Genomic DNA, 26,660 nt, shown 5'->3' with positions numbered 1-26,660 from the left:
AACCGCCAACCCGGGGGACCCTCTCCTCCAGTGTCTACCTGGCCCGCTCGGATACACCCGAGGGTGCGCTGGGCGTGGTGCTTTTGGTGCTGGCTCTCGCCGCCATCGTCATTCCCCTCATCATCGCGCGGAGCAAGCGCCGGTGAACGGCGCAGCGCTGTTCTCTCCCTAATGGCGCCATCCCTCACGGCTGCGGTGGCCGAGTTTTTCCCGACGGCCACCGCAGGGGCTACGCGGGGGAGGTGTTTTGGCTGGGGGTGTGCGCGACGAGGGCGTGGGCGGCGGTGGGGTGGGCGGGCAGCAGGGTGCTGATGCCGGTGAGGTCCAGCAGCCGCTCAAGGCGGTCGGGGACGGCAGCGAGGACCAGCGTGCCGTCGGCGGCCTTGGCGCAGCGGAGGATGCCGACCAGGGCGTTGAAGCCGGAAGAGTCGCAGAAGGTGACGGACCCGAGGTCCAGGATCAGGTGGCGGTGGCCTCGTTCGATCAGGGCCAGTGCCTGGGCGCGCAGGTGGGGGGCGGTGGCTACGTCGAGTTCCCCGGCGACGTGGGCCAGGGCAAGGTCGCCGTCGATGTGCTGTGCGGTGAGGCGGAAGTCGGTCACGATCTGCTCTCCGGCATCTCGCCGGCGGGGGCGACGGTGTGGGCGGTGGCGGCCGCGGTGAGGCCGTCCGCGGCGTCGGCGAGGGGGACGGAGAGCGCCAGCAGGGCGACGTCGTCACCGGCCCCGTGGGGCATGGCCTCGATGAGGTCGACGGTGTCCTCTATGAGAGCCGCCGCGCTGACGGGCCCGGTGCGCGTGGAAAGGAAACGGGTCAGACCCTCCTCTCCGATCATTTCACCACCAAGGGTGCGGGCCTCGGTCAGCCCATCGGTGTAGAGGAGCAGTCCTTCGCCAGGGGCGAGGTGGATGCTGTGGGAGGCGAAGTGTGCGCCGTCGAGCGCGCCGATGAGCATGCCGCCCTTGGGCTGCACCGCTTCTACCGCCCCGGAGTCGCGCAGGTGGTAGGCCGGGGGGTGCCCGCCGGTGGCCACCGTGATGGTGAACCCTTCCCTCTCGTGCGGTTCAAGGACGCCGAAGACAGCGGTGCAGAACCGGGTGCCGACAGCCGGGTCCAGCAGCAGCGCGGTGTTGAGCGAGGTCAGGACCACGTCGGGGTCGGGGTCGATCAGGGCCGCGGCGCGCAGCGTGTAGCGGGTCAGGGAGGTCAGGGCGGCGGCTTCTGGGCCCTTGCCGCACACGTCTCCGAGGAAGAACGCCCACCGCTTCCCGCCCAGGGGGAAGACGTCGTAGAAGTCGCCGCCCACGTTCTGCGGAGAGGCGGTGGCGTAGTGGCAGGCCAGCTCCAGCCCCGGCACCACCGGCAGCGCCGGCGGCAGCAGAGTGCGCTGGAGGGTGGACGCGAACGCCTGGATGGCGTTCTTGTCCCGGTCCGCGCGCTGCCGGGCCTCCTCCTGCTCGATGCGCCGCTCCTGCTCGGTGCGCAGGGCGTTCAGCGCCGCCAGGCGCATCTCCAGCTCGTCGAGCACGATCGCGGCCAGGTCCGCGAGGGTGGCGGTGTCGTCCTCGGTGATCAGGCGGGGCTTGGTGTCGAGGATGTTGACGGTGCCCAGCCGGTGCCCGTCGTGCGTGATGATTGGCGCGGCGGCATAGAAGCGGACGCCCATCGGCCCGGTGACCAGGCCGTTGTTGAAGGCGACGGGGTCGGTGAGTGTGTCCGGGATCACCAGTGTTTCGTCGGTGAGGATCGCCGAGCCGCACAGGCCCGGCTCCCGGCCGATCTCGCTGACGCCTTCAAGGCCGTGGGCGGCCTTGAACCAGATCCGGTCCTCGTCCACGATCGTCACGCTCGCCACCGGCACCTTGCACAGGCGGGCCGCCATCGCCGCGACGCGGTCGAACGCGCCGTCCGGAGGGGTGTCGAGGATGTCGTAGCGGCGCACCGCGTCCATCCGCGCCGCTTCTTGCACGGCACTGAGTGTCCGCCGCCCCGGCGTGCCCGCCGGGCTGGTCGCGGGTCCCGCTTGCGGCATCGTCTGTCTCTCCTTGCCGCGCCGGCCTCGGTGCCGACGACGACGGCAGCCTAGACCAGCCTCCCGACGTCAAGAAAACCGATCCGCAGCGGGGAAGACGGCCGCGCAGCGGGAGAGCCGGATGCAGCGCCTGGTGCGGGCCACCCGCGCGTACAGCCGGAGGCGAGCCGACGAGCGAGGCCCTGGCGGCTGCCTGCTCGCCGGGGAGGCGAGACGCGCTGGCACCTCGTCCGCCGTACGACGGACGGCTTCGGCACCTGCGGCTTCAGGCCACCGGGCTCGCCCAGCCGGTCCCGGTCGACGTCATGTCCCGCGCGCTCACCGCCCAGGAGGACCATCTGCGCCGGCACCTCGGCGTCAGCGGGGGAAGAGGGCGCTGACGGTCTTGCCGCCGGTCGCCTTGCGGGTCACGGCGGTGGCGCGGGCGAGATGGTTGACCATGGGCCAGCCGAAGCCCCCGGTGCCGCCGTTCAGGTCGGGGGTGCGCATGCGCGGGACCTGGGGGCTGGGGTCGTGTACGGCCACTTCGACGCTGTCCCGGTGCGCGACCAGATCCAGGGTGCAGGTGCCGCCGCCGTGGCGCAGGGCGTTGGTGACGAGCTCCGAAACGACGAGGATCACGGTTTCGGTGGTCTCGGATGCGAGCGTCGGTTGCAGCCCACCGAGAAATTCCCGGGCGTTGTCGCGTGCGCCGGCGACGGACGTTGTCGAGCGGAGGGCGGCGACGGTGACGACAGCGCTGTCCATCAGGACCTCCGGTCTTCGTCGATGTCCAGTCCTGTCTGCCCGGGGCTTGTGCCCCGGCTGCGGCCCGTCAACCTTGCCTGCTCCCGCGCCCGCCGCTGTCCGAGGGCGGTTACCTCGTTGTCGAACAGGCGGACATCCATCCTGGGCAGAGCGGACATGTGCGTGCCACCACGGGCCTCCGGCGAGCACGGCACCCACCGGCGCCAGGGCGGTCGCCACATGGTTTGGCGCATCGGACGTCCTCGTCACTGCCTCGCCACATACTCGTCGAGCGTCTCCACCGCACCCCAGGCGCGGTCGAACATCGACGCGAAGTGGGACAGGGCTCGGCGGCGAACCGCTGCACGGGTGGCGGTGACCCGCGTGAGTGGTCCTCCACCTCGCCTCCAGCGCCCCGACCCGAACCAGGATGGCCGCGATACTCGCATCCCGGACACCCCTGCTGGGAACTGCACCGAAATCCGCTGAAGAAGAGCGAACTTCCGACCCCTTTCCCGGTCTCTCGAAGCTCATGGGATTCCGTGGACGAGCGGCCACTCCGGCCGGTGACATAGGGGACATCTCGGCTCAACAGCCCCAGGAAGGCGAGATTCACATGACCAACGACCTCGCGGGGTCACTCCGTGACGGGCGTCTTCCTGATCTTCGCCTGCGGTGGCACATCGCCCTCCACGGCGATCTGCCTGAACGGCGTGTTCGGTGTGGCCGGCCTGATCAGCGCGTACGCCCTCGCTCCAGCGGCAGTACCGGCCGTCAAGCCCTGAGAGGAGGACCCGTTCTCCCACGCGATGCGTGATCCCCGACGCTCGCGGGGTTCAGAAGGCGTAGCGCACCCGTAGCCAGGGGGTCCGGGTCTCGATCATGCGGGTCAGGGTTGCCACCGCCTCATGCTTGACGCCGGTGCGGTAGCGCACGTTCCATGCGCCGTTCTCGGACCGCTTGGGCTGCTGGAGGTCCTCCCGCCACAGGACGTCCTCGGCCCGGGGATGCCAGCCGAGGTTCACCTCGTGCAGGTCCTGGTTGTGGGTGAGCATGATGATCTCCGCCGCGCTCTGGTCCTTCACCCGCCGCGGCAGTACGTCGTCCATCATGCGCAGCAGGTCGTCCCAGTCCTGCTCCCACCCGGACCGGATCACCACCGGGGAAAGGTTGAAGTGCACCTCGTATCCCGCGTCCAGGAAGTCCGCCGCGGCCTCGACGCGGGCGGGCACGGGACTGGTCCGGATGTCGAGGAGGCGGGAGTCCTTGGGCGGCATGAGAGAGAACCGGATCCGGGTGCGGCCCCGCGGGTCGAGCCGCAGGAGGTCCGGGTTGACCAGCTTGGTCGCGAAGGAGGCCTTCGCCGTGGGCCAACGCCGGAAGGCGTGGACGAGGTCGGCGGTGTTGTCGCTGATCAGGTCGTCCACCGAGCAGTCGCCGTTCTCTCCGATGTCGTAGACCCAGGCGTGCTCGTCGCACTGGTTGGGTTCCCTCTTGGGGCCCGCGGCCGTGATGTGGCGACGCAGGGCGCCGAGGACGCGGTCGACGTTGGTGAACACGGTGATCGGGTTGGCGAACCCCTTGCGACGCGGTACGTAGCAGTACGCACAGGCCATGGCGCAGCCGTTGGACAGGCCGGGGGCGATCCAGTCGGCGGAGCGGCCGTTCGGCCGGACGGTGAGGGAGGTGCGTTCGCCCAGCACCAGCGTCTCCCGCTTGATCCGCACCCAGCGCTCCACGTTTCCCTCGTTGCCGTGCAGGTGGGGAATGCGCCAGTGGGAGTCCGTCTCGACGAGCCGGGCGTCCGGGAAGCGGGCGATGATCTGCCGGCCCCGCCAGGACGCGGCGGCAGCGGGCTCCGCGTGGATCTCCGTCACCCGCAGGAGCCGACGTGCCTCCGGGCCGTCGCGGAACGGTCGCGCCGGTTCCGTGTCCGACGGCGAGGCCGCGGCCATGAGCTCCTCCATGCCGAACAGCCCATCGGCTCCATCGCCCGGCTCGTGGGGGCGCCGTCGCATCTCCACTCCGTTCCGCTTGCCTGTGTTCCTCGTGCCCCGCTCCTCCACGGTAGCGAAACCTGAGGCACGGACTCGACGGACGCGCGTCCAGGGCGGGACGCGGCGGGGCCCCGACCCGAGGGAGTGGGTCGGGGCCCCGCATACCGGCGTGCGGGCCGTCTCAGTGGCGGAACGCGTCCTTGGTCGACTCCTTGGCCTGGCGGGCATCGCCCTTGGCCTGGTCGGCGCGGCCCTCGGCGGTCATGCGCTCGTTGCCCGTGGCGCGGCCGACGGTCTCCTTGACCTTGCCCTTGGCCTGCTCGGCGTGGGCCTTGGTCTTCTCCTCGCCCGACATTGCGGACCTCCTCGTCATAGAACCGGATGGTCGTATTCGCCCTGCTGCTCGCATCGGCGGCCCGTAAACCCCGTGACCCGTCGACGTCCGTCACGGGGTGGGTTTCCGCACCCGGGACAGCATGGTGAGCGCCTCGCCGAGGCCGCGCGGGCGCAGCAGGCCCCGGGTGGGTGCGCGGTGGCCCCAGCCCGGGCCCGCGAGCAGGACGACGGGGCTGCGCCGCGCGCCTCGCATCCCCCAGTGCGTCCCGGCGACGTGCTGGGCGAGGGGGAGGCTGGCGGTCGAGCGGGTCTGTGACCACAGCACCACCGCCTCCGGACCGGTACGGCGCACCGCGGCCGTCAGCGCTTCGGTGGGAACGGCGCCGCCGAGGATACGGACCGCGGCGCCGCGTACGCGCAACGCCGCCTCCAGTGCTTCCAGCGGCAGGGTGTGCTGCTCGTCGGGGAGACAGGCGAGCAGGGCGGGAGGAGCGTCGCGCGGCGGCTGGGGGCAGGGCAGCAGGAGCGGGACGCTGCGCAGGGCGGTGGAGATGAGCCAGGACAGCATGTGCTCGACTTCCACGTAACGGTCGCCGCCGGACTCCCACTTGCGGCCCACCGCGTACAGGGTGGGCATCATCATCTCCTCCCACGCCGCGACCACCCCGTGTTCCTGGAGGAACGCGTTGAGGCTTGCCTGTACGGCGGGTGCGTCCAGGCGTACGGACGCGCGGGCCAGGCCGCGGGTCTCCGGGCGAACGGTGCCGAGGGGGAGCGGGCTGTCACGTGCCGGTGCGGGCTGTGGGACGGGCGCGGGCCCCGGATCCGGAGCGCCCGCGGGCCGGGGCGGTAAGTCGCCCGGGTCGGCGTCCGGGTGTGCGGACCGGGCGGGGTTCGGGATCGCGCGATCGGGCCAAGTGGCCGTTTTGGCGGCGCGGGCCGCCTCGGCGGGAGGTATGCCGAGCGCCGTCAGACGGCACATCTCCTCGACGAGCGCGATGTCCCGGGCCCGCCAGCGGCGGTGACGGCCGCCCTGGTGCTCTGCGGGCCCGAGGCCGTAACGGCGGTCCCAGGAACGGATGGTCATCGGTGAGACGCCGAGCCGCTGCGCGAGGACGCCGGTGGTGATGCCGAGGTCTTCGAAACGGACCGTCCCGAGCGTGTGGTCGGTGCTCACGACCGCACTATACGACGCACATCCGATGCGAGTTGAGCCCTTCGGCAGGTCTTTGCAGGCTGGGGGAGCGGTCACCGCAAACGGGCGGATGCCGTACCACCGGTCTGCCTGTCGGCTGCCGTCCGGGGCGCGCTCCGGACGCGTCGGAACGGCTGAGGAGGAGCACCGATCATGACCGCACCGTGGGCCACTTGTCCGGGTACCGTCGGCGCCGACAGCGGTATGTCATGGCCGCCATCGGGCGCGGTGACCCAGGGGGCGCTCGGCGACGAGGAGTTGGCCGAGGGGTTCGCCCGGGGCGAGGAGGCGTGCCTCGTCGCCGCGCATCAGCGCTGGAGCGCCCTGGTCTACACGCTGGCGCAGCGGGCGCTGGACGACGCGCGCGAGGCGGAGGACGTCACCCAGTCCGTATTCCTGGCCGCCTGGCGCGGCCGCTCCACGTACGCACCCGGGCGGGGCGTCCTGGCGGGCTGGCTGGTCGGTATCGCCCGGCGCAAGATCGCGGACACGCTGTCCGCCCGGACGCGCCGTGCCGAGCTGGTCAGGGCGGCGGGTGCCGCCGTACTCGTCGACCAGGAGCGGGACGTGGAGCCCGAAGCCGTGCTCGACCGGGTGCTGGTCAGGCAGGAACTGGCGAAGCTCCCCGCGACGCAGCGCCGCGTGCTCGGGCTCGCCTACTACGACGACCTCACGCACACTCAGATCGCCCAGGTGACGGGGTGGCCGCTGGGTACGGTCAAGAGCCACGCCCGCCGAGGTCTGCACACGCTCGCCCGCGGTCTGCGGGAGCGGGGTGCTCCGGCTTGAGGGTCCACCGATGCGCGTTCGACGCGTCGCCGGGAGTGTGGCCGGAGCGGAGACCGCCCGGCACCCACGCAGCCGAGAGACGCCCTAACGTCCGCCCCATCCGCCCAGCGTCCGCAGGAAGGGCCCACGTCCCCGGTCGGGGACGGTCCACAGGGGCTCGCCGCGTACGTTCCACTGGGCCAGGAGGGCGTTGGCGGCGAGGAAGCCGGTGGTCGCCGCCCGCTCCATGAGGGCCACGGGCAGGTCCACGCGCACCAGGTCCCCGGCCATCACCAGACGCGGGTCGGGGGTGTGCACCGGTGGGCGGTCGGCGTGCGCGCCGACCGGGAACAGGGGGCAGTCGGCGCGCCACTCGTGGCGGACATCGACGATCCCGGCGGCGCGGGTCTCCGGATAGACCAGGTGGAGCTGGTCGATCAGGCGCTTCTGCTCCACGTCCTGCGACCGGCCGGGGCCCAGCGCGTAGGCGTGGAGTTCGACGACGGACCCGCCGGTGCGGGCTGCCCACCGGGCCGCCTCGCCGTCCCAGCGGTCCAGCACGCTGACGTTGTCGAGGTTCGCGTAGCCGCTGGTGCCCAGGAAGCCCGGCCGGTCGCGGGCGACGGGCCGGTCCAGCCACAGCCGGGTGACCAGGAAGGGCGGGGCGTTGCGCAGCCCGGCGACGCGTTCGCGCCACGCCGCGTCGCCCAGCCGGTCGCAGCGGCCCACCAACGAGCGCAGCCCGCCCGCGTCCAGGGCCAGGACGACGGCGTCGTGCCGCTTCTGGTCCCCGACGCCGCTGGTCACCTCGTAACCGCCGCCGGGCAGGGGAGCGATGTGCTCCACGGGGCTGGAGGGGCGTACGTGGGCGCCGTGGCGCTCCAGATGGGCGGCGAGCGGGTCCCACAGGGCCTGCGAGAAAGGGGCGTCGGGCACGTCGAAGAGCAGGCCCTCGGAGGAGCCCAGGAAGTAGATGTGGAACATCAGCGCCATCTCGGCCGCCGACAGCCCGCGCGGGTCGGCGAAGAAGCTGCGGGAGAACACCTCGAAGGCCAGATGGCGGGCGTCGGGCGGGAAGCGGATGTGCTCCAGGAAGTCGTGCGCGCTGGTGCGGTCGAGGCGCCGGTAGATGTCGGGGACGCGGACGTCGAGGAGCGGCAGGGCGGCGGCCGGGTTCATCCGGCGCAGGTCGCGCAGGCCGAAGGAGGGGCTGAGCGCGGCGAATCCCAGGGCGCTCCAGGGCGGTGTGCGCGGGACGTGGCGGAAGCTGTCCCGCATCCCGTCGCGGTGCCGCAGCGGGTAGTCCGGCAGAGAGGTGAGCCGGGCGAGGGAGGGGTCGGCGCGCCGCAGCAGGCTCCGCAGGTTGTAGTACTGGCGGAAGAAGGCGTGGAAACCGCGGCTCATGGTGGCCCGCGTCCCGTCCCGCAGCTGTGTGGGCCATGCCCCGACCCGGCCGCCGAGATAGGGCTCCCGTTCGTACAACGTCACGGCCACGCCCCGCTCGGCCAGCGCGGTCGCCGCCGCCAGGCCCGCGATGCCGCCCCCCACCACCGCGGTGCTCGGCCGGTCGCCCCGGACGCGCGCGGACCCGTCCGGAGGCGGGAGCGCACGGGCCCGGCGGTCCCGGCCGGGAAGCGGGGCCGCGTGCCGGCGCGGGCGGGTCATCGCACTCCTTGGGCGGGGGCGTCGGCGCGGCGGGCGACGAAGGTGTGGGTGATGCCGGTCTGCCAGCCGGGCAGGGGCAGCACGCGCACCGGGTCGAATCCGGCGGTGCGCAGACGGGCGGCGAAGCGGTCCGCGGTGTCGAAGTCCACGACGCTGCGCCACAGATGACGGTAGAGCTCCCCGTCTCCCAGCGCCCCGGCCAGGGGCTGGACGAGGCCGCGGCACACCACGCTCCACACCGCCCGGTCCGTACGGCGGCCGCTGAGGGTGTACTCGTGCACGCCGAGCCGGCCGGACGGGGAGAGCAGGCGGTGTACGGCGTCGAGCACGGGCCCGGGGTCGGCGAGGTTGCGGAAGAGGTAGGCGGCGAACACGGCGTCGAACGGCCCCTGGACACCGGCCCGGTCGAGCCGCTCGGCCGGTGCGTGGACGAAGGTGACGTGGGAGGGCCAGGGTTTGGCGGCGGCACGCCGGAGCATGCCGGCGGAGGCGTCCACGGCCGTGATGGCCGCGTCCGGAAGGACGGTGTGCAGGGCGGCGGTGGAGGCGCCGGTGCCGCAGCCGAGATCCAGGACGCGCAGGCCCCGGCCGCCTCCGGTGAATCCCAGACGGCGCACCGAGCGCCGCAGATGGGAGTGGTAGCCGGGGTTGACGGCCACCAGGGCGTCATAGCTGCGGGCGGCGTGGTCGAACGCGAGGGCCAGGTCCTGGTCGCGCAGCAAGGTCATGCGGTCTCCCGTGAGCGGTGTGCGGTCAGGTGCGGTCGTGGGGGCGTCGGGGCAGGAAGGGCAGCTCCAGGGCCGAGCGCAGCATGGGTGCCACGGGGGTGCGCAGCCCGATGGCGAGGTCCTGGTGGAGCCGGGTGCGCCCGTCCAGGAACCGCAGGAGCCGTCCCAGCGGCACCTCGGCGAACAGACGGGCGAAGAGCTCCGGCCCCTCGACCCGGCCGCTGTCCAGGGCGCGCAGCAGCACGGCGTCCATGGCGCGGGAGCGGGCGGAGTGGGCGGGTGGCGGCACGGGTCTGCGGCCCTGGTGCAGGGCAGCGGACACCGCGCGGGTCTGGCGTTGCAGTCCGGCGAAGGTGTAGCCGGTCGCCGGGCGGGTCGCGCCGCCCGCGGCGCCGATGCGGAACACGGACGCGCCGGTCTGGCGGGTCAGCGGGGCGTCGGTCATCGGGATGACGCCGGTCTCGGTGGAGACCACTTCCACCTCGCCGAGGCGCAGCACCTCGGTGGTGTAGTGGTGTACCGCCACCTCGTACTGGGCGGGTGTCAGCACCTGGGGCGAGAACTCGGTGTACTCCACCAGGGCCTCGTGCGGGGTGAGGGGCAGTACGTAGCCGAAGGACAGGCCTTGTGCGGGCTGCGGGGTGCGGAAGTCCATCAGGTCGGCGGTGGCGGGGTCGAAGGCGGGGCGTGAGGTGCGGACGAAGCAACCGTGGAAGTGCTGGAGCAGGGTGGTGCGGGCGGCGGGCAGGCTGTCCGGAGGTCGGGAGTCGAACACCCAGCGGGCGCGCAGCACGCGCGGGCGGTCCTGGGCGTCCCGCAGATGGACGCGGGCCCCGAGGTGGCCGTCGTCCACCGCCTCGACGGTGGCTTCCAGGCGCCGGACGGCCGGGTGGTGGGCCAGCCGCTCGGCCACCAGCGCCTCGAACGCGTCCGACCTGATCATCTTGTAGCGCAGGGGGGCGATGTCGCCCTCGACGGGTGCGCCGGTGCGCGGTCGGGCGCGTAACCGCTGCCACGACGCGGTGACCGCGGCGTCGAAGCGGCCGGGGCCCGCCTCCCAGAAGCACCAGGTCCGGCGCGGTGGACGCAGCGGGCCGGGCGGCGCGTCGATGAGGGCGACCGTGCACGGGCGCGCCCGGAAGCGGGGCCCGGACAGCCGGTGCGCCAGGGAGAGTCCGGCGGCGCCCGCGCCGATGATGGCGACATCCGCCTCGTACACGGCGGCCTCCTTCTTCCAGCTCTTCTTCCAGCTCTTCACGACGTCCCCTCCCCAGCATTCCTGTCCGGGGGCCCGATCGGATGCAGGCCACTCGCCCGGGTGACTGTGCCGCGGCGGCGCGCGAACCGGCCGGGGGCGGGAAAACATGCGCCAGGGTCCTTGGCGTATGTCGCCCCTTGTGCATCCATCCCCCTCGTTCGGCCCGTAGTGAGGGGGGACGCAGCGATGCACGCACCATGACGAGAGGAACCGGGATGCGCCGCTCACCGGCGACCGATCACACCACGGACGGTCCGCTGTCCGTGCCGCGCGGCACAGCGGTGCCGGCTTCCACCGCATGGGTGCGGCCATCCGGCCGTACCGCCCTGCCGACGGGCCACACGCGTCGCGCCGGCGCGCAGTCGCCGTGCGCGGCGGCCGCGGCGGCCCACCGGGTGGACCAGGACGTGCGGGCGGCCGTGGGGGGCGTGCTGGAGCAGGTGCTGGGCGACCGGGTCGCGCGGGCACGGGCACTGGATCCGCTCTTCGCCGCGGACGTCGCCGACCGGGTCGCGCGCTTCAGCCGGGGCGGCGGCCGAACCCGTTCCCAACTGCTGTGGTGGTCACTGCGGGCGTGCCGCGGCGCGGAGGGGGTGCCGGTCGCGGCCGCACTGAGGATCGGCGCCGCCCTGGAACTGCTGCAGACCTGTGCGCTCATCCACGACGACGTCATCGACGGATCCACCCTGCGCCGCGGGCGGCCGACCCTGCACGCCGACGTGCGCGAGCAGTACGCCCACGCCGTCCCGTCCGCACGTCTCGCCTCCTTCGCCGGTGCCTCCGCGATCCTCGCCGGGGACCTGGCGCTGTCCTGGGCGGACGACCTGCTGGCCGAGACACCGCTGGTGTCCGGGACCGCCGCGGTGGTGCGTCGGCTGTGGAGCGACATACGGACGGAGATGGTGGCCGGACAGTACCTGGACGTCCAGGGCCAGGCCACGGCTACGCACTCGATGCCCCGCGCGCAGCGGACCGCCTGCCTCAAGAGCGCCCGCTACTCCGTCGAACGGCCGCTCGCGCTCGGCGCCGCCCTGGCACGCGCGGACGAGGCCACCCGGCGGGAGCTGTGCCGCGCCGGTCAGCGCGTCGGGATGGCCTTCCAGCTGCGCGACGACCTCAATGACGTCTTCGGCGACCCCCGGACCACGGGCAAGCCCGCCGGCGGCGACATCCGCGAGGGCAAACCGACCTATCTGATCGCCCTGGCCCGGGAACGGCTCGAAACCGCCGGTGACCGGCACGCCCTGGCCGTGCTCGAACGCGCGGTCGGCCGACCGGATCTGACGCGGGACCACATCGAGGAGGTCCGCGAGATCCTGACGGCGACGGGGGCCAGGGACAGCACCGAGGCCCGGATCGAGGAGCTCGTGGCCCAGGGACTGCGCCACCTCGACAGCGCCGCTCTGGACCGGGCCGCCGGGCGGCGACTGGGCGAGCTGCTGCACTCCGTGGCCGGTGCGGGAGGCGGTGGCGGCTCGGCGGGAGGGGACGGTCCCGGCGGCGGCCGTCCGGGGCCGGTCGAGCACCGTGGTGAAGCGGCCCTGGAGGGCCGGCGCGAGAGGGCGCGTTCGTGATGCGCGCGGTGCCGGGACGCACCGACCACGTGGTGGTCGTGGGAGCCGGGCTGGCCGGGCTGTCCGCCGCCCTGCACCTGCTGGGCGCCGGACGGCGCGTCACGGTCGTCGAACGCGACACGCTGCCCGGCGGCCGCGCCGGACGCCTCGACCTCGGCGGCTACCGGCTCGACACCGGGCCCACCGTCCTGACCATGCCCGACCTCGCCGACGAGGCGTTCGCCGCGGTGGGGGACAGCCTGTACCGACGCGTCGACCTCATCGCGCTCCACCCCGCCTACCGCGCCGCCTTCGCCGACGGCAGCGGTCTCGACGTGCACACCGACGCGCAGGCGATGAGCGCGGAGGTCGAGCGTTTCGCCGGGGCCCGTGAGGCCGCGGGCTACCGCGACCTGCGCCGGTGGCTCCACCGCGTCCACCGCGCGCAGATGCGCCGCTTCATCGACGCGAACTTCGACTCGCCGCTGAGCCTGCTCACCCCCGACCTGGCGCGGCTGGCCGTCCTCGGGGGGTTCGGGCGCCTCGACGCCCGCATCGGGCGCTTCCTCAAGGACGAGCGGCTGCGCCGCGTCTTCACCTTTCAGTCCCTGTACGCCGGAGTCCCCCCGGCCCGGGCCCTCGCCGCGTACGCGGTCATCGCCTACATGGACACCGTCGCCGGGGTGTACTTTCCCCGCGGCGGTATGCACGCCCTGCCCCGGGCCATGGCGGCGGCCGCGACGGACGCGGGCGCCGAACTGCGCCTGGGCCAGGAGGTGGTGCGCCTGGAACGCTCCGGCAGCACCGTCACCGCCGTCGTCACCGACCACGAGCGCATCCCCTGCGACGCCGTCGTCCTCACCACCGAACTGCCCCTCGCCTACCGGCTCCTGGGCCGTGCTCCCCGGCGGCCGTTGAAGCTGCGGCACTCGCCGTCCGCGGTGGTGCTGCACCTGGGCACCGACCGCACCTGGCCACAGCTGGCGCACCACACCATCTCCTTCGGCGCGGCCTGGCACAGCACCTTCGACGAACTCACCCGCACCGGACACCTGATGAGCGACCCCTCCCTGCTGATCACCCGGCCCACCGCCTCCGACCCTGCCCTTGCCCCGCCCGGCCGGCACCTGCACTACATCCTCGCGCCGTGCCCCAACACCGACATCGGCCCCGATGCCACCGCCTGGAGCGGCCTCGCGCCGCGCTACCGCGACAGCCTCCTGCGGGAGCTGGCGCGGCGCGGCCTCGACGGCATCGCATCGTCCATCGAGGAGGAGTGCCTGGTCACCCCGGCCTCCTGGCACGCGCGGGGACACGCCGCGGGCACGCCCTTCTCCGCGGCCCACACCCTCACCCAGACCGGCCCCTTCCGGCCCCGCAACCTGCTCCGCGGCACCGACAACGCCGTCCTCGCGGGCTGCGGCACCACACCCGGCGTCGGTGTGCCGACCGTGCTGCTCTCGGGCAAGCTCGCGGCGGCGCGCATCACCGGGGCCACCCCCCGCGCACACCGGAAGGGTCCCCGCGTCCGCCCCCAGGAGAGCCCCGCATGACCGATCGCGAACTCGACGCCGCCGGCATCACCGATCCCGCGCTGCGCCAGGCCTACCGCCAGTGCCGCGAGCTCAACGCCCGTCACGGCAGGACCTACTTCCTCGCCACCCGGCTGCTCCCGGTCGAGCACCGGGCGGCCGTGCACGCCCTCTACGGATTCGCGCGCTGGGCCGACGACATCGTCGACACCCTCGACCCCGCCGTCAGCGTCGGCGACCGCGACGCCGCCCTGCGCGCCCTGCGCCGCACGCTGGCCGAGGGCCTGCGGGGGAGCGGCGGCGACGAACCGGTGGTGCTGGCCCTGGCCGACACGGCACGCCGTTATGCCATCGACCACCAGCTGTTCGCCGACTTCATGGCGGCCATGCAGGCGGACCTGTCGGTCACCGGCTACGCCACCTACGCCGATCTGCGCGCCTATATGCACGGTTCCGCGGCCGTGATCGGACTCCAGATGCTGCCCGTCCTGGGCACGGTGGCGCCCCGGGAGGCGGCCGCGCCGCACGCCGCCGCGCTCGGCGTCGCCTTCCAGCTCACCAACTTCCTGCGCGACGTGGGCGAGGACCTCGACCGCGGCCGGGTCTACCTGCCCGCCGACCTGCTCGCGGCGCACGGCGCCGACCGGCCGCTGCTGCGGTGGAGCCGCGCGACGGGCCTGCGCGACCGGCGCATCACGGCCGCGCTGCGCGAGTTCGAAGCCCTGACCCGCGGTGTCTACCGTCAGGCGGTGCCCGGGATCCCCATGCTCGCCGACGTCTCGCGACCGTGCATCCGTACCGCCTGCGTGCTGTACGGGGGCATCCTGGACGCCGTGGCCGAGGACGGATACGCGGTGGTGCACCGGCGCGCGGCCGTGCCCCGCAGAAGGCGCGCCGCGGTCGCCGCGGACGGGCTCGTGCGCGTGGCGGCGGCACGGTTGCGCGTACGCGGGCGATACCCGGACGCGGACGTACCGCCGCTCTCTTCACCCGAAAGCGCGCTCCGCCCGGTTCAGGAGGAGGTCGTCGCATGAAGCCCGACCCCGCGCCCCGGCGCGCCCGGCTGCCGCTGTCCCTGCGCAGGCGAGCGCTTCCCTGGGCGCAGCAGCGCCCCACCTGGCGCGACGCGAAGCCGGGTGCGATCGCGGCGGCCGTCAAGCGGGCCCAGGCGCGTCCGTCGGGGAACTGGTACGTCGTGGGCGCCTCGCACGGTTTGGACGGCGGTCGGCCGCTGGCGCGGACCGTGGCCGGGCACGAGGTCGTCGTCTGGCGCGACGCCCAGGGCCGCGCGGTGGGAGGGCCCGGCATCTGCCCGCACCTGGGCGCCCCGCTGAAGGACAGCCCCGTACGCTGCGGACGTCTGGTGTGCCACTGGCACGGACTCGCCCTGGAGGGCGCCCCGTACGCGGGCTGGAACCCGTGGCCGGTACATGACGACGGGGTGCTGGTGTGGGTCCGCCTCGACGACGTCGGAGGCGAGCCGCCGCTGGACACCCCCGTCGTCCCCGTCCGCCCCGCACCGGCCGGGGCCGTGTCCGCCGTCTACACGGGTGTGGGGACGTGCGAGCCGGAAGACGTCCTGGCCAATCGCCTGGACCCCTGGCACGGCGCGTGGTTCCACCCCTACTCGTTCGTCGATCTCACGGTGCTGGACACACCCGGACGCGCCGCCGACGAGGACGGCGACGGCTTCACCGTGGACGTCTCGTTCAAGGTCGCCGGACGGCTGGTCGTACCGGTGCGGGCGGTGTTCACCGCGCCGGAACCGCGCACGGTGGTCATGCGCATCACGCGGGGCGAGGGCGCCGGCAGCGTCGTGGAGACACACGCCACGCCCCTGGGTCCCGATGAACGGGGCCGCCCGCGCACCGCGGTCGTCGAGGCGGTCGTCGCGTCCTCCGACCGCGCGGGTTTCGCCCTGGCGCGCCGGGCCGCCCCCGTGCTGCGCCCCCTGATCCGCGCGGCCGCGGGACGGCTCTGGCGCGACGACCTCGCCTATGCCGAACGACGCTGGCACCTGCGCTCCACGGGCCGCTTCCCGGGCTGAACGTCCGTACAGCCGGCAACCTCGCGCGGGGGAGACCGAGACCGACGACAGCGCGGCAACGTGGGCGCTGCCTGACGGGAACTCCCTGTCCTCCTGCGGGGGAAAGGCCGGGGAAGTCTTCCCATGCGCCGACCGGAGCTGGAATCCTGACCCTGCCGAGCTGTTGCTGGTCACATGAGCCACGGGGGGAGCCGGATGGCGGAGGTACGGATCAGTGCGGGCAGCGCCGCGAGTGCCACGGCCCTGGCCGGGTGGCTGCGCCGCGACCCGTCCGTGACGCGGGCCGGCATCACCATCAGGTCCACGGACGCCCCCGCCTCACCGGTCACGACCATGGGGTCCGTGGACACGATCACCGCCGTGGCGAACAGTGCGGTCGGCCTGATCGGGCTGCTCGTCACCACGGCCGCCTGGCGACGCCCCCGAGGCGTGCGGACGCCGACCGTGCGGATCACCGAGAGCGACGGGACCGTCCTGGAGGGGACGGCGGAGGATGTGCTGCGCGTCCTGCAAGCCCGGCGGGAGCCGTCCGACACATGACGGCTCTGCTGTCCGACCCGGCGGCCTCCCGGGCGGTCCTGGTCGGCGTGCCCCGCTACGCCGCAGCCGGGCGGCTCGGCCAACTTCCCGCCGTGGAACGGAACATCGCCGCGCTGCGGGACGCGCTGTGCGACGACTCCGTATGGGGTCTGGCCCCGGCGAGCTGCCGCGTACTGGACGGCGAGGCCGACGGCGCTGACGTCATGCGCGCCATCTCCGCCGCGGTGGGCGAAGCCACCGACACGCTGCTGGTCTACTACGCCGGGCACGGACTGCTGCACCCCGACCGGCCCACCGAACTCCATCTCGCCCTGCACGACTCCAACGAACAGCAGATGTGGCGTGCCCTGCCCTACGCGCACATCCGTGACGAAGTACGGTCGGCACACCGGCGCCACGGCCTCAAGTGCGCCATGGTCCTCGACTGCTGCTTCAGCGGAGCCGCCGTGGAAGGAGGCATGAGCGCCCCCGAAACCGTGCTGCGACAGGCCGCCGACATCGACGGCGTCTGCGTCCTCACCTCGAGCGCGGCCACCGAGGTCGCCTACTGCCTGGCCGACGAGGAGTTGTCCGCCTTCACCGGAGCCATGCTCACACTGCTGCGCACAGGCGTACCCGAAGCCGGACCGGTGCTCGACTTCGGCACCCTCCACGCCCGGCTGCACCAGACCCTCAGTACGCGCGAACATCCCCAGCACCCCCAGATCGGCGCCCACAACTCCGGCGAGCGGATCGCCATCTTCCACAACCCCGCGTTCACCGCACCGGCCCCGCACGAAACCGGCCGTGGCACCGAAGCGGCGCGACCGCTGCCCGCCACCCGGCTGTTCGGGCGGGAGCGCGAGCTGCGGGAGCTCGCGACGCTGGCGGCCGAGGGACCGGGCGTCCTTGTCGTCCACGGGCCTCCCGGGGTGGGCAAGACAGCGCTCGCGGCAGAGCTGTACCGGCAGCTCGCCGACGGCCGCGGGCAACCCGGAACCGCTGGTGTCCCCGTCGTCCTGCTCGACGACATCGCGGGGCCCGCCGACCTCTCCCGGACGGACGCGGCGCCGCACGAGGCGCTGATCGTGGTCACCAGCCGTGCCTCGCTCACCGAAGCGCTGGCGCCGCACCAGGTGCGCCACCACGCCCTGGCCCCGCTGCGGATGGCCGACGCGGTGGCCCTGCTCCAGGACATCAGCGGGCTCATCGGCCACGACCGCGAACTCGCCGAGATCGCCGAGTTGCTGAGCTGCTTCCCGCTCGCGCTGCGCCCCATCGCCGCCCGGCTCCGCCGCACCCCGCCCGACCTGCTCCTCGACGCGATGCGGGAGTCGGACCGGCCGCTGCAACACCTGCACGACGACGACGATCGCGTCCGTACGGCCTTCACCGTGTCGTACGAGGCGCTCAGCGCTCAGCAGAAGCAGGTGCTCCAGGAGTGTGCCGCTCATCCGGGGCCGGACTTCGACCGCCGCTCCGCCGCGGCGCTGTGCCGACTGTCCCCCGGCATCTGCGGGCTGATGCTGGAAGAGCTGGTCGATGTCGGCCTCCTCCAGCGCGCGGGCGACCGCTACGCCTTCCACGACCTCTACCGCGGCTATGCGCGCACCACGCCCGCGGTGGAGGTCCAGCGCAGAGCCGCTCTGTACGCACATCTGCGCCGGCGCCTGGGGGCTGAACACGACGACAGCGCTCGTCCCTGGCGCGCCGCCGCACTCGACGAGTTGCGCTCGGCGGCACGGGCGGCGCGCGAGGACCGGTGGAGCCTGGCGGCCGAGCTGACCTGTGACGTGGCCGACGCCCTGCACGCGGAGGAAAGGCCCGACGAGGCCAGGGAAGAAGCCGAGGCCGCCCATCGGTACGCCACGAGCACCAGCGAGAACACCGGGGCAACCCGCGCCCGGGCCGCACTGACCCGACTGGGTACCCAACCCCGCCCCACGCGAGCCCCGTTGACAGCGGCCGACCCCTCGGCCACCCGCCAGGAGGTGGCCGCCTCCCTGCTTCGCGCGGCCGCCCGGGCACCACGGGGCGCCGCCGCGCACGGCAGGCACCTCATGGCCCTCGCCGAACGGGCGCTGGCCGCCGATCTCGTCGACGAGGCCCTGCGGTTCCAGACCGAGGCACGTTCCCACGCGGAGGAGAGCGGGGAGCAGGGGCTGCTCGCCGAGTGTCTCGTGGGCGAGGCGGCCCTGCGCATCCATGCCGGGCAGCATCGACAGGCGGTGGAACCGGCCCGACGAGCGGCCCTGCTGCTGCACGAGCGGGGCGATCAGGAAGGGGCCGCGCACGCGTTCGCGACGGTGGCCGAGGCGCTCCGCAAGACGGGAGAGTTCAAGGAGGCACAGCCCCATGCGCGCCTGGCCCTGGACCGGTTCGAGGCGATCGACGATCCCGCCGCACTCAGCTACGCGTACCGCCTCCTCGCCAAGGTCGAATGGGCCCTGGAGAACCACGCGTACGCACGCCGGCTGATGGAGCGGGCACACCAGTTGCGGCACGGCCCCGGTATTGAGGAGGGCCCGTCGACGAGGGCCATAGCCCATCCGTCGTCCCGGGCGGTCCGTATGGGGCGCACCCCCGGCTTCTCGGAGCCTTCAGCCCCTCTCGGCCTGACGGAGCCTCAACTGCCCTAGACGGTCCACCGTTCACCCTTTGCGGTGTGCCTCGGGAGCGTAGCCTGCTGCGCGGCGCGAGCGGCAAGAACGCCGCGTGCGCGATCCGATCCCGCACCAGGAGAGCTCAACCATGCGCATACCCGGACCCAGACCCTCTCGTTCGCGACGCGGCAGAGCCGCTTGGGTGGGCGCGGCCCTGGCGGCCGCTCTGACACTCGCGGGCTGCCAGGACAGCGGCTCCACCGCGACCTCACCCCCGTCCTCGATCACCGCCGCGGCCACCGCCACCAGCACGCCGCCTTCCGCGTCCCCGTCTCCTTCTCCCTCCTCTTCGGCCACGGCTCCCGCCGGCTCCTCCGCTCCGGCGCCCACACCGAGCCGTGCGAGCGCGAAGCCGCACACCCCGGCACCCACACCGACCAGGACGCGCACCCAGAAACCCCCGGCGCCGGGCAGCCACCCCAGTGCGAAGACCACGAGCGCCGCCCAGTCCGGCAATTGCGAGATCGTCTCCAACGCCGGCAACTGCTACAACGCCGGCCAGTTCTGCCGCAAAGCCGACCTCGGGCGGTCCACGCATGCGGCCAACGGGAGGACGATCTACTGCCGGATGGTGAGCGGCCGCCCCCACTGGCAGTACTGATGGAGGCAGCCCGCTGCTGACATCGGGGCGCTGGCCCCCGGCTGCACCGACGGGCAGTAATGGTGCCCGCCGCACTGCCCGTTCAGCCCTTTCCTATAAAGGTGCATGGCCTGTAAAAGGAGTAAGGGAAGCGGTGGGTATCCAGACATTCAGGAGGGGTATTCCGGACCGGAAAGTCATGGATGATTGCCATGTGCAGCTGCCTTGGGTGATATTCGTCGGGCAAGACCGAGAGACGAGACGACGCAAGGGTCGCGCGAGGTAAGCGGATATTTTTCCGCGAGCCTTTGTCGGTGCGACCGTTGCGCTGCCTCCCCGTTCGAGCATCGAATGAAGGAGAACTTGTGATCTCAAAGACGAAGAGGGTCGCCCGTTCCGTGGTCGTGGCGATGGCAGCCGCCACGGCGATGACGGTGGCCCTGCCCACGGGCAACGCGTTCGCCATCAACCACGTCGAGTGCCGTGGTGGGGAGAACTTCCTGAAGATCTACTCCCACCTGAACGGGGCCAGCAGCGTGGACTGCTACGCCAACAAGGGCCGGATGTCCTTCGGCAGCTGGTGGGTCGACCGCATCTCGACGGGCAACAACGATCTGATCTACTACGACGTCAACGGCGACTCGGTCCGTATCAACCGGTGGACGGACATCACTTTCCCGAACCGTCCCCCGCGGGTGAAGGACATCGAAATCCTCTGACACACGAGCGGACACGCCCCGGACAGGATGTGCCGACTCGCCGGTGCGTATTCTCGGCAGGTTTTTCACCTCATCTCTACGGGAATTGAATTGCTCGTCGAGATGAATGCGCTCCTGCCCGGCTGATGGATGCAGGCCACGTATATTCTGCGTGGCCTGCATCGGCAGTCCAAAATGTTTTCGGTGTTCAGGGCCGCACGCGCCTCGCACTGGGCACGGTCGACCTCGACGGTGCTTGCCGCGCGCCTGTGTGCTTGCGGGAAGCACCAGATTCGCCCGGACCGGCTCGGTAGCATGCACCGCATGGCCATCAGACTTGAGAATGTCGGCATCGCCGTTCGCGATCTCGACGCAACGATCTCCTTCTTCACCGACCTCGGCCTCACGGTCGTCGGCCGTGACACGGTCAGTGGTGAGTGGACCGACACCGCCGTCGGTCTCGACGGCAACCACGCCAAGATCGCGATGCTCCAGACGCCGGACGGGCACGGCCGCCTTGAGCTCTTCGAGTACATCTATCCCGACGCGATCGAGTCGGAGCCCACTCTTCCCAACGAGATCGGCATGCACCGCGTCGCCTTCTCGGTCGACGACCTCGACAAAGCCCTTGAGACCGCCGCGAAGCACGGATGCCATCCGCTGCGCGGCGTGGCGACCTACGAGGACGTCTACAGGCTCACGTACCTTCGCGGCCCCAGCGGCATCCTCGTGATGCTCGCCGAGGAGTTGAAGAAGAACTGACGGCGAAGGGCCGTCGCCCCGTCGTCTGCCGCGGGTTGCCCGCCGCGCCGTGGCGTTCCCGGCCCGTGTCCAGCAGGGTGAACGCCTCCGCCCCGTAACCCGCTGAGAACAACGGCCGCGTTGCAGCCCCCCGTGTGGATCGCGCCCCGCCCTCTCGTCGCCATACGGCGGAGGCCGGTTGAGACGCAACGGCGTCGACCGTCGGCGGTCGGCGCCGTCCGCCGTGCACGCGCCGTGCGGGAAAAGTGCAATGCCCCGGCACGATCTGCTGCGTTGTCGCGTGCGGCGATCCCGTCGTGGGTGGCTTCGTCCATGACCGAGACGTGTCTTTGCGGGGGGAGGTGTATGCAGTCATGAAGATGATCAAGGGTACGGCAAGGCCTCCCGTTGTCCTTCGCAGTGACGCCACGTACAAGCACTGCGCCTGACGCCCCAGTTGTGTGCGCGGCAGCGGCGCGACTGCTGCCGCGCACACAGCGGTTGCCACGCTCGGCAAGTCGATGCGAAGGAGACGTGAAGGTGACACGCGATCGGATCGTGGTGCCGGGTGAGACGACACCTTTCAGCTCTGCCCGGGCGTTCCTGCGGCACATTCCGGTGGAGGCGGACTCCGCGTCGGCGCACGCGGTTCGGTTCGTCAGCCATGCCCCCGCGGCTGCCACGGCGAGCCTGAACGAGCGGCAGAACGCCAAGGGGCAGATCCGGTGGCGCGGCCGTGAGGGCTGCCTCGCCGGGCTCCGGCAGTTCGGGTGGGTGGTGAGGGAACGGTTCCCCGAGGGGGTCGAGGTGGTGGTGGCCGGTGACCTCGGTCGGGCTGACCACGACTTCTTCAGCGTGCTCGCCAAGGTGGCGCCGATCTCGGTGACCTTCGCTTCGTGGGCCTTCGCGTCGTGGGCGGGCGTGGGTGCGGCCCCCGCTGACGAGGAGCGGCCCGACGAGGAAACCGTTCGTGTACTCGGTGACCATTCCTGGGTCCGCACCGGTCTGACGGCGTCGGGGGACTGGGGAGAATTCCGGGAGCGTGTGCTGCGCTATCTGACCTGCGGGGACACCTGGACCGCGGCATGGCTGGCGGACCGTGCCCTGGAGACGGGGCTCCAGCCGTCCGCGGCGGCCGCGGACGTGATGGCCATGGCCTACCGGGGCCAGCACCGGTTCGGGACGGCGGAGATCTGTCTGCGGATCGCCCACGCCGACACCGGCCTGGCCGGCATCCAGGCCGCCTACAGCTTGTCACTGCTCTATTCACGCAATTACGCGTTGAGCCTTCGCAGCATGACGCGTGCGGAGGAGATTCTGAACGATGCGTGGCGGCGCATCGAGACCAGCGACGTCGCTGCCGGTGAAGTGCTGGAGAAGGCGATGAACCGCAACGCTCTCGCCTTCGTTCTCTCCCTGACGAGGCGTGAGGACGAGGCCGTGCGCACCTTGCGTACGGTGATCGGGCAGCTCGGCTCGGACCGGGAGGCCCACCGGATTCCCCTGTCCATCCTCTGCAACAACCTGGGCAGGGTCCTCTCCAGGATGCCGGACTCGGTCGCGGGCGCCGAGGAGATGCTCGAGGAAGCGACCGAACTGGATCCGCGGTATCCCGACTTCTGGTTCGATCTGGCGAAACTGCTCATCGACCACGGTGAGCCGAAGCGGGCCCTGGCCGTGGTCCGTCGGGGGATCAGCCAGTGCCTGGACACACCGGCCCTCCATGCGCTCGCCGGATACGTACTGCTCGGCCTGGAACAGCACGACGCCGCGTACGAGCACTACGCCAGGGCGGCAGCGCTGGACCCGTTGGAGCAGGACACCGTACTCACCTGCGCCCGGACCGCCTGCCTGGCAGAGCGGTACGACGACGCCCTGACGTGGCTGGACCAATTGGCGTCGTCCGCGATGAACGACGACATCGCTCCCGAGGCGGAGCTGCTGCGGATCGAGGCCGAGTCCTTCGTGCACGGGCATCCCACCGCGGACACCGTCAAACGGGTGCTCGCTCTGGGCGAGCGCTACCCCGACTCCGCTCTCGTTCAGGCGAACGTCGTCGCGGTACGAGAAGGATGCGCCAGTTGAGCGTGTTCGGGAGCCTGCGGCATGCCTACCGGCGCGCGCACGCCGACCCCGGAGACCTGTGTCCCGACGAGGCCGCGGAGGCGGGGCTGGACGTACGGGACCAGATCGAGGCGCTGGCGACCCACATCGAGGCACGCGGGTTGTGGCTCGGACTGCTGCGGCACTTCCGGCGGGGCATGACCGGATATCTGCTGCTCGGAATCGGCGTGGTCACGGCCGGGCTTCTGGTGCCGTGGGCGATCGACCGGACCCTGTCTCCCCTGGAGCACGGCGAGTCGGCGCTCCTGCCCCCGGTCCTGCTCAGCTTCGTCGCGGCGGCCTTCACCCTGCTGCGCTGGACCAGTACCTGGCAGGTGCGCAGACTGGTGTACCGGGTGGATCTGTCGGTCCAGCGACTGATCTTCCGGCGGTTGCAGTGCACCGACCCGCGATGGCTGGCCACGCAGGGCAAGTCGTCGACCACATTCCTGCTGGAGTACCCGCAGCAGCTCTCACAGGCGGCGTTCGTCGCCGAGTTCGTCGTCTACAGCACGCTGATCGCGGCCTACCTGGTCTGCCTGCTGGTGTTGTACGGGGTGATCGGGCTCGGTGTGGCCGTCACGGCGGCGATCGCGGTCCTGGCGGCCCGGGCTCCGGTGGACCGGATGACCGCGACCGCCAAGGAGTACCTCACCGGTGACCACCGGCGGGCCGCGCTGATCGACGCGCTGGTACCGGCCCTGCGGATGGGGCGCAGGCAGCAGCTGGAGCCGGTCGTCACAACAGCGTTCGCCTCGGTCAGGGACAGGCAGAAGGCCGACCTGGTGCGGCGCGCCCGGCACAACGCGTGGGTGGGTGCGCTCCAGCAGGCGCTTCCGCAGGTGGTGGTCTGGTCGGCACTGCTCCTGGGGGTGGTGTTCACGACGGGACTGGCCGCGGGGGAGGGCGTCACGCTGCTGGTTCTGGTCCGCATGCTCCTGTCGGCCGTCGACGAGAACCTCGCGACGTACGTCAACCTCCGGATGGCCTGGTCGATGGGCCGGGACGTCACCGCTCTGCTGTCCGAGGCGCCGAAGGTCATCTCCACCACACCGACAGCGTCCACGCTCCCTCCGGGCACGGTTGTGCTCGCCCCTGCCGGGGCGGAGCCAGGCGGTGGGTTCACGGTGTCGCCCGGTGAGCGCGTACTCGTGTGCGGACCGGAGCAGGGACGACTGAGGAGTCTGCTGGAAGGGATCGCCGGAGTGCCGGGGCACGAGTCCTGGTGGAGCGTCGCGCACGGTGGGGACTCCGTCCTGGTGACACGCGGCCAGCCGCTGTTCGACGGCCCGATCGCCGAGGCGGTCACGCTGTGGCAGCGCCCGGTGGACCGGAGCCGGTACAGCGCGAGCCTGGTACGCAGCGGCCTGACCGACGACCTCGCGGGCCGCCCCGGAGGCGACAGTGCGGAACTGAGCGCGTCGACGGCGCGGCTGTCGGACGGCCAGATCGTGCGGGTCAGCCTGGCGCAGGCGCTGTACGCGGAGCCGGATGTGCTCCTTCTCGACGATGTCTTCGCGCCGCTCGATCCGTGCGGCGCGGCGAAGATCGCCGCCGCGGTGCTGGACGACGATCCACGTCTGGGCACCCGGTTCTACACGACCACCCGCCACGAGGCCCTGCGGTTCGCCGACCGGATCCTCGTCGTCGCGGACGACGAGGTCATATGGCTCGGCCCCGAGGAGCTGCCGGGACAGAGCGCACGATTGCGCCAACTCCTGGGCCCTGCCCTGGCCGCTGACCTCCTGGCGGCCCATGCACCGGACAGCCGCGCCCCCTCCCTCGCGCCCGGGCGACGCGCAGAGCAGCCGCCTGAGGGACTGCGCTACACCTTCCCGCACCGCTACGTCCCCCCGCACCACACCGCTTTCGACACCCCCACCCCACCACCGCGGATCATCGACCTCTGGCGCGACGTACGGGGCATGTTCTCCGCGGCCACGATCGCCGCCGTCGTGCTGTCCCTCTCCGCGCTCGTCACCGTCGAGTACGGTCTGGTGTACCGGGTGGACCGCGGGGTGACCGGCACCGGTGATCTGTGGTGGCTCTCCGCGCTGGTCGCGGTCGGGGTGGCCGTGGCCTGGCTGCGTTCCTGGCTGCCGCTGCGCGCACCGATCGGCGCGATCGACCGGGTGCACACCGCCCTGGTACGCGCTCTGCTCTCCGGCCGGCTCGACGAGCGCAGCGGTGTGTTGACGGGACGGCTCAGCCGCGATTTCTTCACGCTTGAGCTCCGGGTGCCGTTCCAGATGTCAGGATTCGCCGCGGCGTGGGTGGCGGTGCTCGCGGCTACGGTGACGGTGCTCGCCGCCGGCTGGTGGACGCTGCTTCCGCTGGCCCTGATCGCGGTTCTCGGTGTGCGCACCTACCGCAGGAGCCGTGCGGCACTGACCGCCGCGACCTATCTGTCCGCCGCGTGCCGAGGACCGCTGCTCAACTTCGCCCGCGGGGCGCTGGGAACGCCGGGATATCACACCTCCGTGCCGCTGCGGCGGGCGTTGTCGGCGCGTTTCGACGACCTCGGCGCTATCCGGGCGGCGGGCATGCTCCGCAGATCCTGGGTGCAGCTGCGCACCCTGCTGACCGTCGAGCTACTCGGCCTGGGCGTCTTCCTCGTCGCCCTGTGGGCCGTCGTGGCCGCCCATGAAACGACCACGCCGGCCGCCGGGGTCATCGTCTACGCGGCCTATACGTTCGCGCAGCGTACGGCGGTCCTGGTGGAGGGCATGCAGGAGATGGACGGTACGGTCCTCGCCATCGGCCGCGTGGCGGAGCTGCTGGGCGCACCGAGCCTTCCGCCCCGGAGCCGGCTGCGGCGGGGCCTGCCGCGAAACGTAGAGGATCTGGCGAAGGGGTTCGCTGACGGAGAAGGCCCTGCTCCAACCGGTGCCGGTCCTCCGCTGCAGGCCGTGGGGGTGCGCTCCCGCATGCCTGACGGGTTGCCGCAGCCGGAACCGTTCACCCTGACGGCTGCTCCCGGATCGCTGACCTTCCTCACCGGGCCCTCCGGTGTCGGGAAGAGCACCCTGCTGAGGACGCTCGCGGGAGCGCACGAGGCGGCGAGCGGGACCGTCCTGATCGGCGGGGTGCCCCCGTCGGCGCTGAGCGACCGGGCTCGCGCGCTCGTGCGCTTCGCCGACGCCGACGTCCCTTCCTTGCCGGTGCCGGTGCGCGCTCTCCTCCAAGAACGGACCAGCACGCTCGCACTCCTTGACCACCTGTGCGCCGCGACCGCGACCCCACCGCCCCCGCCGGACCGCGTCCTGTGGGAACTCACCCCGGCGCAACGGCAGATGGTGAACCTCGCCCGTGTGTTCGCGGACCGGCCGAGCGTGGTGTTCCTCGACGAAGCGACGTCCGCGTTGGACGCGCGAGCCGAACGCGCCGCGATCCTCACGGTCCGCGCGGCCGCACCCGCGACGGCCGTCATCGCCGTGGTCCACCGCACCGCCAACCAGGATCTCGCCGACCACCGGATCGCCCTCCGCGCGGCACAGCCCGTTCCGCTCACGTGAAGACC

22 protein-coding genes are annotated in these 26,660 nt (G+C 72.2%); 13 read left to right on the top strand and 9 right to left on the bottom strand.

Annotation, left to right across the window (positions count from 1 at the left end; all coding sequences use genetic code 11):
* Positions 1–229: 229 nt before the first annotated feature.
* The 3 genes from ACZ4MU_RS19290 to ACZ4MU_RS19280 form a co-directional block, all read right to left on the bottom strand.
* Positions 230–601: an STAS domain-containing protein gene (locus ACZ4MU_RS19290; protein WP_467877774.1), complete on the bottom strand. Its 372-nt coding sequence runs from the start codon at positions 599–601 to the stop codon at positions 230–232.
* A complete protein-coding gene (locus ACZ4MU_RS19285) occupies positions 598–1,968 on the bottom strand; it encodes a PP2C family protein-serine/threonine phosphatase (protein ID WP_467877771.1) in 1,371 nt (456 codons plus the stop codon). The genes ACZ4MU_RS19290 and ACZ4MU_RS19285 overlap by 4 nt, the downstream gene beginning before the upstream one ends.
* Positions 1,969–2,388: 420 nt before the next feature.
* Positions 2,389–2,778 carry an ATP-binding protein gene (locus ACZ4MU_RS19280; protein ID WP_467877768.1) on the bottom strand — a complete coding sequence of 130 codons (390 nt, stop codon included), beginning with the start codon at positions 2,776–2,778 and terminating at the stop codon, positions 2,389–2,391.
* Between the two features lie 623 nt (positions 2,779–3,401).
* Between ACZ4MU_RS19280 and ACZ4MU_RS19275 the strand changes: the two genes are divergently transcribed.
* Positions 3,402–3,542, top strand: coding sequence for a hypothetical protein (locus ACZ4MU_RS19275; RefSeq protein ID WP_467877765.1), 141 nt, complete (start codon positions 3,402–3,404; stop codon positions 3,540–3,542).
* 51 nt (positions 3,543–3,593) lie between these two features.
* On the opposite strand, the gene ACZ4MU_RS19270 is transcribed toward ACZ4MU_RS19275, so the two are convergent.
* From ACZ4MU_RS19270 to ACZ4MU_RS19260, 3 genes are all read right to left on the bottom strand, one after another.
* Entirely contained in the window at positions 3,594–4,775 is a 1,182-nt protein-coding gene (locus ACZ4MU_RS19270; RefSeq protein WP_467877762.1) for a spore photoproduct lyase family protein, read from the bottom strand.
* Positions 4,776–4,935: 160 nt separating this feature from the next.
* Complete coding sequence (locus ACZ4MU_RS19265) at positions 4,936–5,109, bottom strand: CsbD family protein (RefSeq protein WP_467877760.1); 174 nt, start codon at positions 5,107–5,109, stop codon at positions 4,936–4,938.
* Between the two features lie 90 nt (positions 5,110–5,199).
* The gene (locus ACZ4MU_RS19260) at positions 5,200–6,267 is read right to left on the bottom strand and encodes a MerR family transcriptional regulator (protein ID WP_467877757.1); all 1,068 of its coding nucleotides are present in this window, start codon (positions 6,265–6,267) and stop codon (positions 5,200–5,202) included.
* Positions 6,268–6,489: 222 nt separating this feature from the next.
* On the opposite strand from ACZ4MU_RS19260, the gene ACZ4MU_RS19255 reads away from it, so the two are divergent.
* On the top strand, positions 6,490–7,074 hold the full coding sequence (locus tag ACZ4MU_RS19255) for a sigma-70 family RNA polymerase sigma factor (RefSeq protein WP_467877979.1): 585 nt from the start codon (positions 6,490–6,492) through the stop codon (positions 7,072–7,074).
* Between the two features lie 84 nt (positions 7,075–7,158).
* Here the strand turns inward: ACZ4MU_RS19255 and ACZ4MU_RS19250 are convergent, their stop codons facing one another.
* The 3 genes from ACZ4MU_RS19250 to ACZ4MU_RS19240 are packed head-to-tail and all read right to left on the bottom strand — an operon-like array spanning position 7,159 to position 10,665.
* The gene (locus ACZ4MU_RS19250; protein ID WP_467877755.1) at positions 7,159–8,718 is read right to left on the bottom strand and encodes an FAD-dependent oxidoreductase; all 1,560 of its coding nucleotides are present in this window, start codon (positions 8,716–8,718) and stop codon (positions 7,159–7,161) included.
* Complete coding sequence (locus ACZ4MU_RS19245; protein WP_467877752.1) at positions 8,715–9,446, bottom strand: class I SAM-dependent methyltransferase; 732 nt, start codon at positions 9,444–9,446, stop codon at positions 8,715–8,717. Before ACZ4MU_RS19245 ends, ACZ4MU_RS19250 begins: the two co-directional genes overlap by 4 nt.
* Positions 9,447–9,471: 25 nt before the next feature.
* The gene (locus tag ACZ4MU_RS19240; RefSeq protein WP_467877977.1) at positions 9,472–10,665 is read right to left on the bottom strand and encodes a lycopene cyclase family protein; all 1,194 of its coding nucleotides are present in this window, start codon (positions 10,663–10,665) and stop codon (positions 9,472–9,474) included.
* Positions 10,666–10,901: 236 nt separating this feature from the next.
* On the opposite strand from ACZ4MU_RS19240, the gene ACZ4MU_RS19235 reads away from it, so the two are divergent.
* The 11 genes from ACZ4MU_RS19235 (at position 10,902) to ACZ4MU_RS19185 (ending at position 26,655) form a co-directional block, all read left to right on the top strand.
* Positions 10,902–12,278, top strand: a complete 1,377-nt coding sequence (locus ACZ4MU_RS19235; protein WP_467877749.1) for a polyprenyl synthetase family protein — start codon at positions 10,902–10,904, stop codon at positions 12,276–12,278.
* The gene (gene crtI / locus ACZ4MU_RS19230) at positions 12,275–13,810 is read left to right on the top strand and encodes a phytoene desaturase family protein (RefSeq protein ID WP_467877747.1); all 1,536 of its coding nucleotides are present in this window, start codon (positions 12,275–12,277) and stop codon (positions 13,808–13,810) included. Before ACZ4MU_RS19235 ends, crtI begins: the two co-directional genes overlap by 4 nt.
* Positions 13,807–14,823: a phytoene/squalene synthase family protein gene (locus ACZ4MU_RS19225; RefSeq protein WP_467877745.1), complete on the top strand. Its 1,017-nt coding sequence runs from the start codon at positions 13,807–13,809 to the stop codon at positions 14,821–14,823. Before crtI ends, ACZ4MU_RS19225 begins: the two co-directional genes overlap by 4 nt.
* Positions 14,820–15,836, top strand: a complete 1,017-nt coding sequence (locus ACZ4MU_RS19220) for a DUF5914 domain-containing protein (RefSeq protein ID WP_467877742.1) — start codon at positions 14,820–14,822, stop codon at positions 15,834–15,836. The genes ACZ4MU_RS19225 and ACZ4MU_RS19220 overlap by 4 nt, the downstream gene beginning before the upstream one ends.
* Before the next feature lie 195 nt (positions 15,837–16,031).
* Positions 16,032–16,376: an effector-associated constant component EACC1 gene (locus tag ACZ4MU_RS19215; protein WP_467877739.1), complete on the top strand. Its 345-nt coding sequence runs from the start codon at positions 16,032–16,034 to the stop codon at positions 16,374–16,376.
* Complete coding sequence (locus tag ACZ4MU_RS19210) at positions 16,373–18,994, top strand: caspase, EACC1-associated type (protein WP_467877737.1); 2,622 nt, start codon at positions 16,373–16,375, stop codon at positions 18,992–18,994. The genes ACZ4MU_RS19215 and ACZ4MU_RS19210 overlap by 4 nt, the downstream gene beginning before the upstream one ends.
* Before the next feature lie 166 nt (positions 18,995–19,160).
* Positions 19,161–19,619 (top strand): hypothetical protein, encoded by a 459-nt coding sequence (locus tag ACZ4MU_RS19205; protein ID WP_467877734.1) that lies wholly within the window; start codon positions 19,161–19,163, stop codon positions 19,617–19,619.
* Positions 19,620–19,963: 344 nt separating this feature from the next.
* On the top strand, positions 19,964–20,317 hold the full coding sequence (locus ACZ4MU_RS19200) for a beta/gamma crystallin domain-containing protein (protein WP_467877731.1): 354 nt from the start codon (positions 19,964–19,966) through the stop codon (positions 20,315–20,317).
* Positions 20,318–20,620: 303 nt separating this feature from the next.
* Positions 20,621–21,058, top strand: a complete 438-nt coding sequence (locus ACZ4MU_RS19195) for a VOC family protein (RefSeq protein WP_467877729.1) — start codon at positions 20,621–20,623, stop codon at positions 21,056–21,058.
* Positions 21,059–21,577: 519 nt separating this feature from the next.
* Complete coding sequence (locus ACZ4MU_RS19190; RefSeq protein ID WP_467877726.1) at positions 21,578–23,122, top strand: tetratricopeptide repeat protein; 1,545 nt, start codon at positions 21,578–21,580, stop codon at positions 23,120–23,122.
* Between the two features lie 2 nt (positions 23,123–23,124).
* Positions 23,125–26,655, top strand: coding sequence for an ATP-binding cassette domain-containing protein (locus ACZ4MU_RS19185; protein ID WP_467877974.1), 3,531 nt, complete (start codon positions 23,125–23,127; stop codon positions 26,653–26,655).
* Positions 26,656–26,660 lie beyond the last annotated feature (5 nt).

Source organism: Streptomyces sp. NPDC026377, from assembly GCF_055567715.1.
This window is presented reverse-complemented; position numbering and strand designations above follow the sequence as displayed.

Coding starts and splice junctions, on each gene's coding strand:
- ACZ4MU_RS19255 (WP_467877979.1), top strand. CDS start 6,490: ATGTCATGGCCGCCATCGGGCGCGGTGACCCAGGGGGCGCTCGGCGAC.
- ACZ4MU_RS19210 (WP_467877737.1), top strand. CDS start 16,373: ATGACGGCTCTGCTGTCCGACCCGGCGGCCTCCCGGGCGGTCCTGGTC.
- ACZ4MU_RS19215 (WP_467877739.1), top strand. CDS start 16,032: ATGGCGGAGGTACGGATCAGTGCGGGCAGCGCCGCGAGTGCCACGGCC.
- ACZ4MU_RS19280 (WP_467877768.1), bottom strand. CDS start 2,778: ATGGACAGCGCTGTCGTCACCGTCGCCGCCCTCCGCTCGACAACGTCC.
- ACZ4MU_RS19250 (WP_467877755.1), bottom strand. CDS start 8,718: ATGACCCGCCCGCGCCGGCACGCGGCCCCGCTTCCCGGCCGGGACCGC.
- ACZ4MU_RS19245 (WP_467877752.1), bottom strand. CDS start 9,446: ATGACCTTGCTGCGCGACCAGGACCTGGCCCTCGCGTTCGACCACGCC.
- ACZ4MU_RS19235 (WP_467877749.1), top strand. CDS start 10,902: ATGACGAGAGGAACCGGGATGCGCCGCTCACCGGCGACCGATCACACC.
- ACZ4MU_RS19220 (WP_467877742.1), top strand. CDS start 14,820: ATGAAGCCCGACCCCGCGCCCCGGCGCGCCCGGCTGCCGCTGTCCCTG.
- ACZ4MU_RS19270 (WP_467877762.1), bottom strand. CDS start 4,775: ATGCGACGGCGCCCCCACGAGCCGGGCGATGGAGCCGATGGGCTGTTC.
- ACZ4MU_RS19195 (WP_467877729.1), top strand. CDS start 20,621: ATGGCCATCAGACTTGAGAATGTCGGCATCGCCGTTCGCGATCTCGAC.
- ACZ4MU_RS19225 (WP_467877745.1), top strand. CDS start 13,807: ATGACCGATCGCGAACTCGACGCCGCCGGCATCACCGATCCCGCGCTG.
- ACZ4MU_RS19265 (WP_467877760.1), bottom strand. CDS start 5,109: ATGTCGGGCGAGGAGAAGACCAAGGCCCACGCCGAGCAGGCCAAGGGC.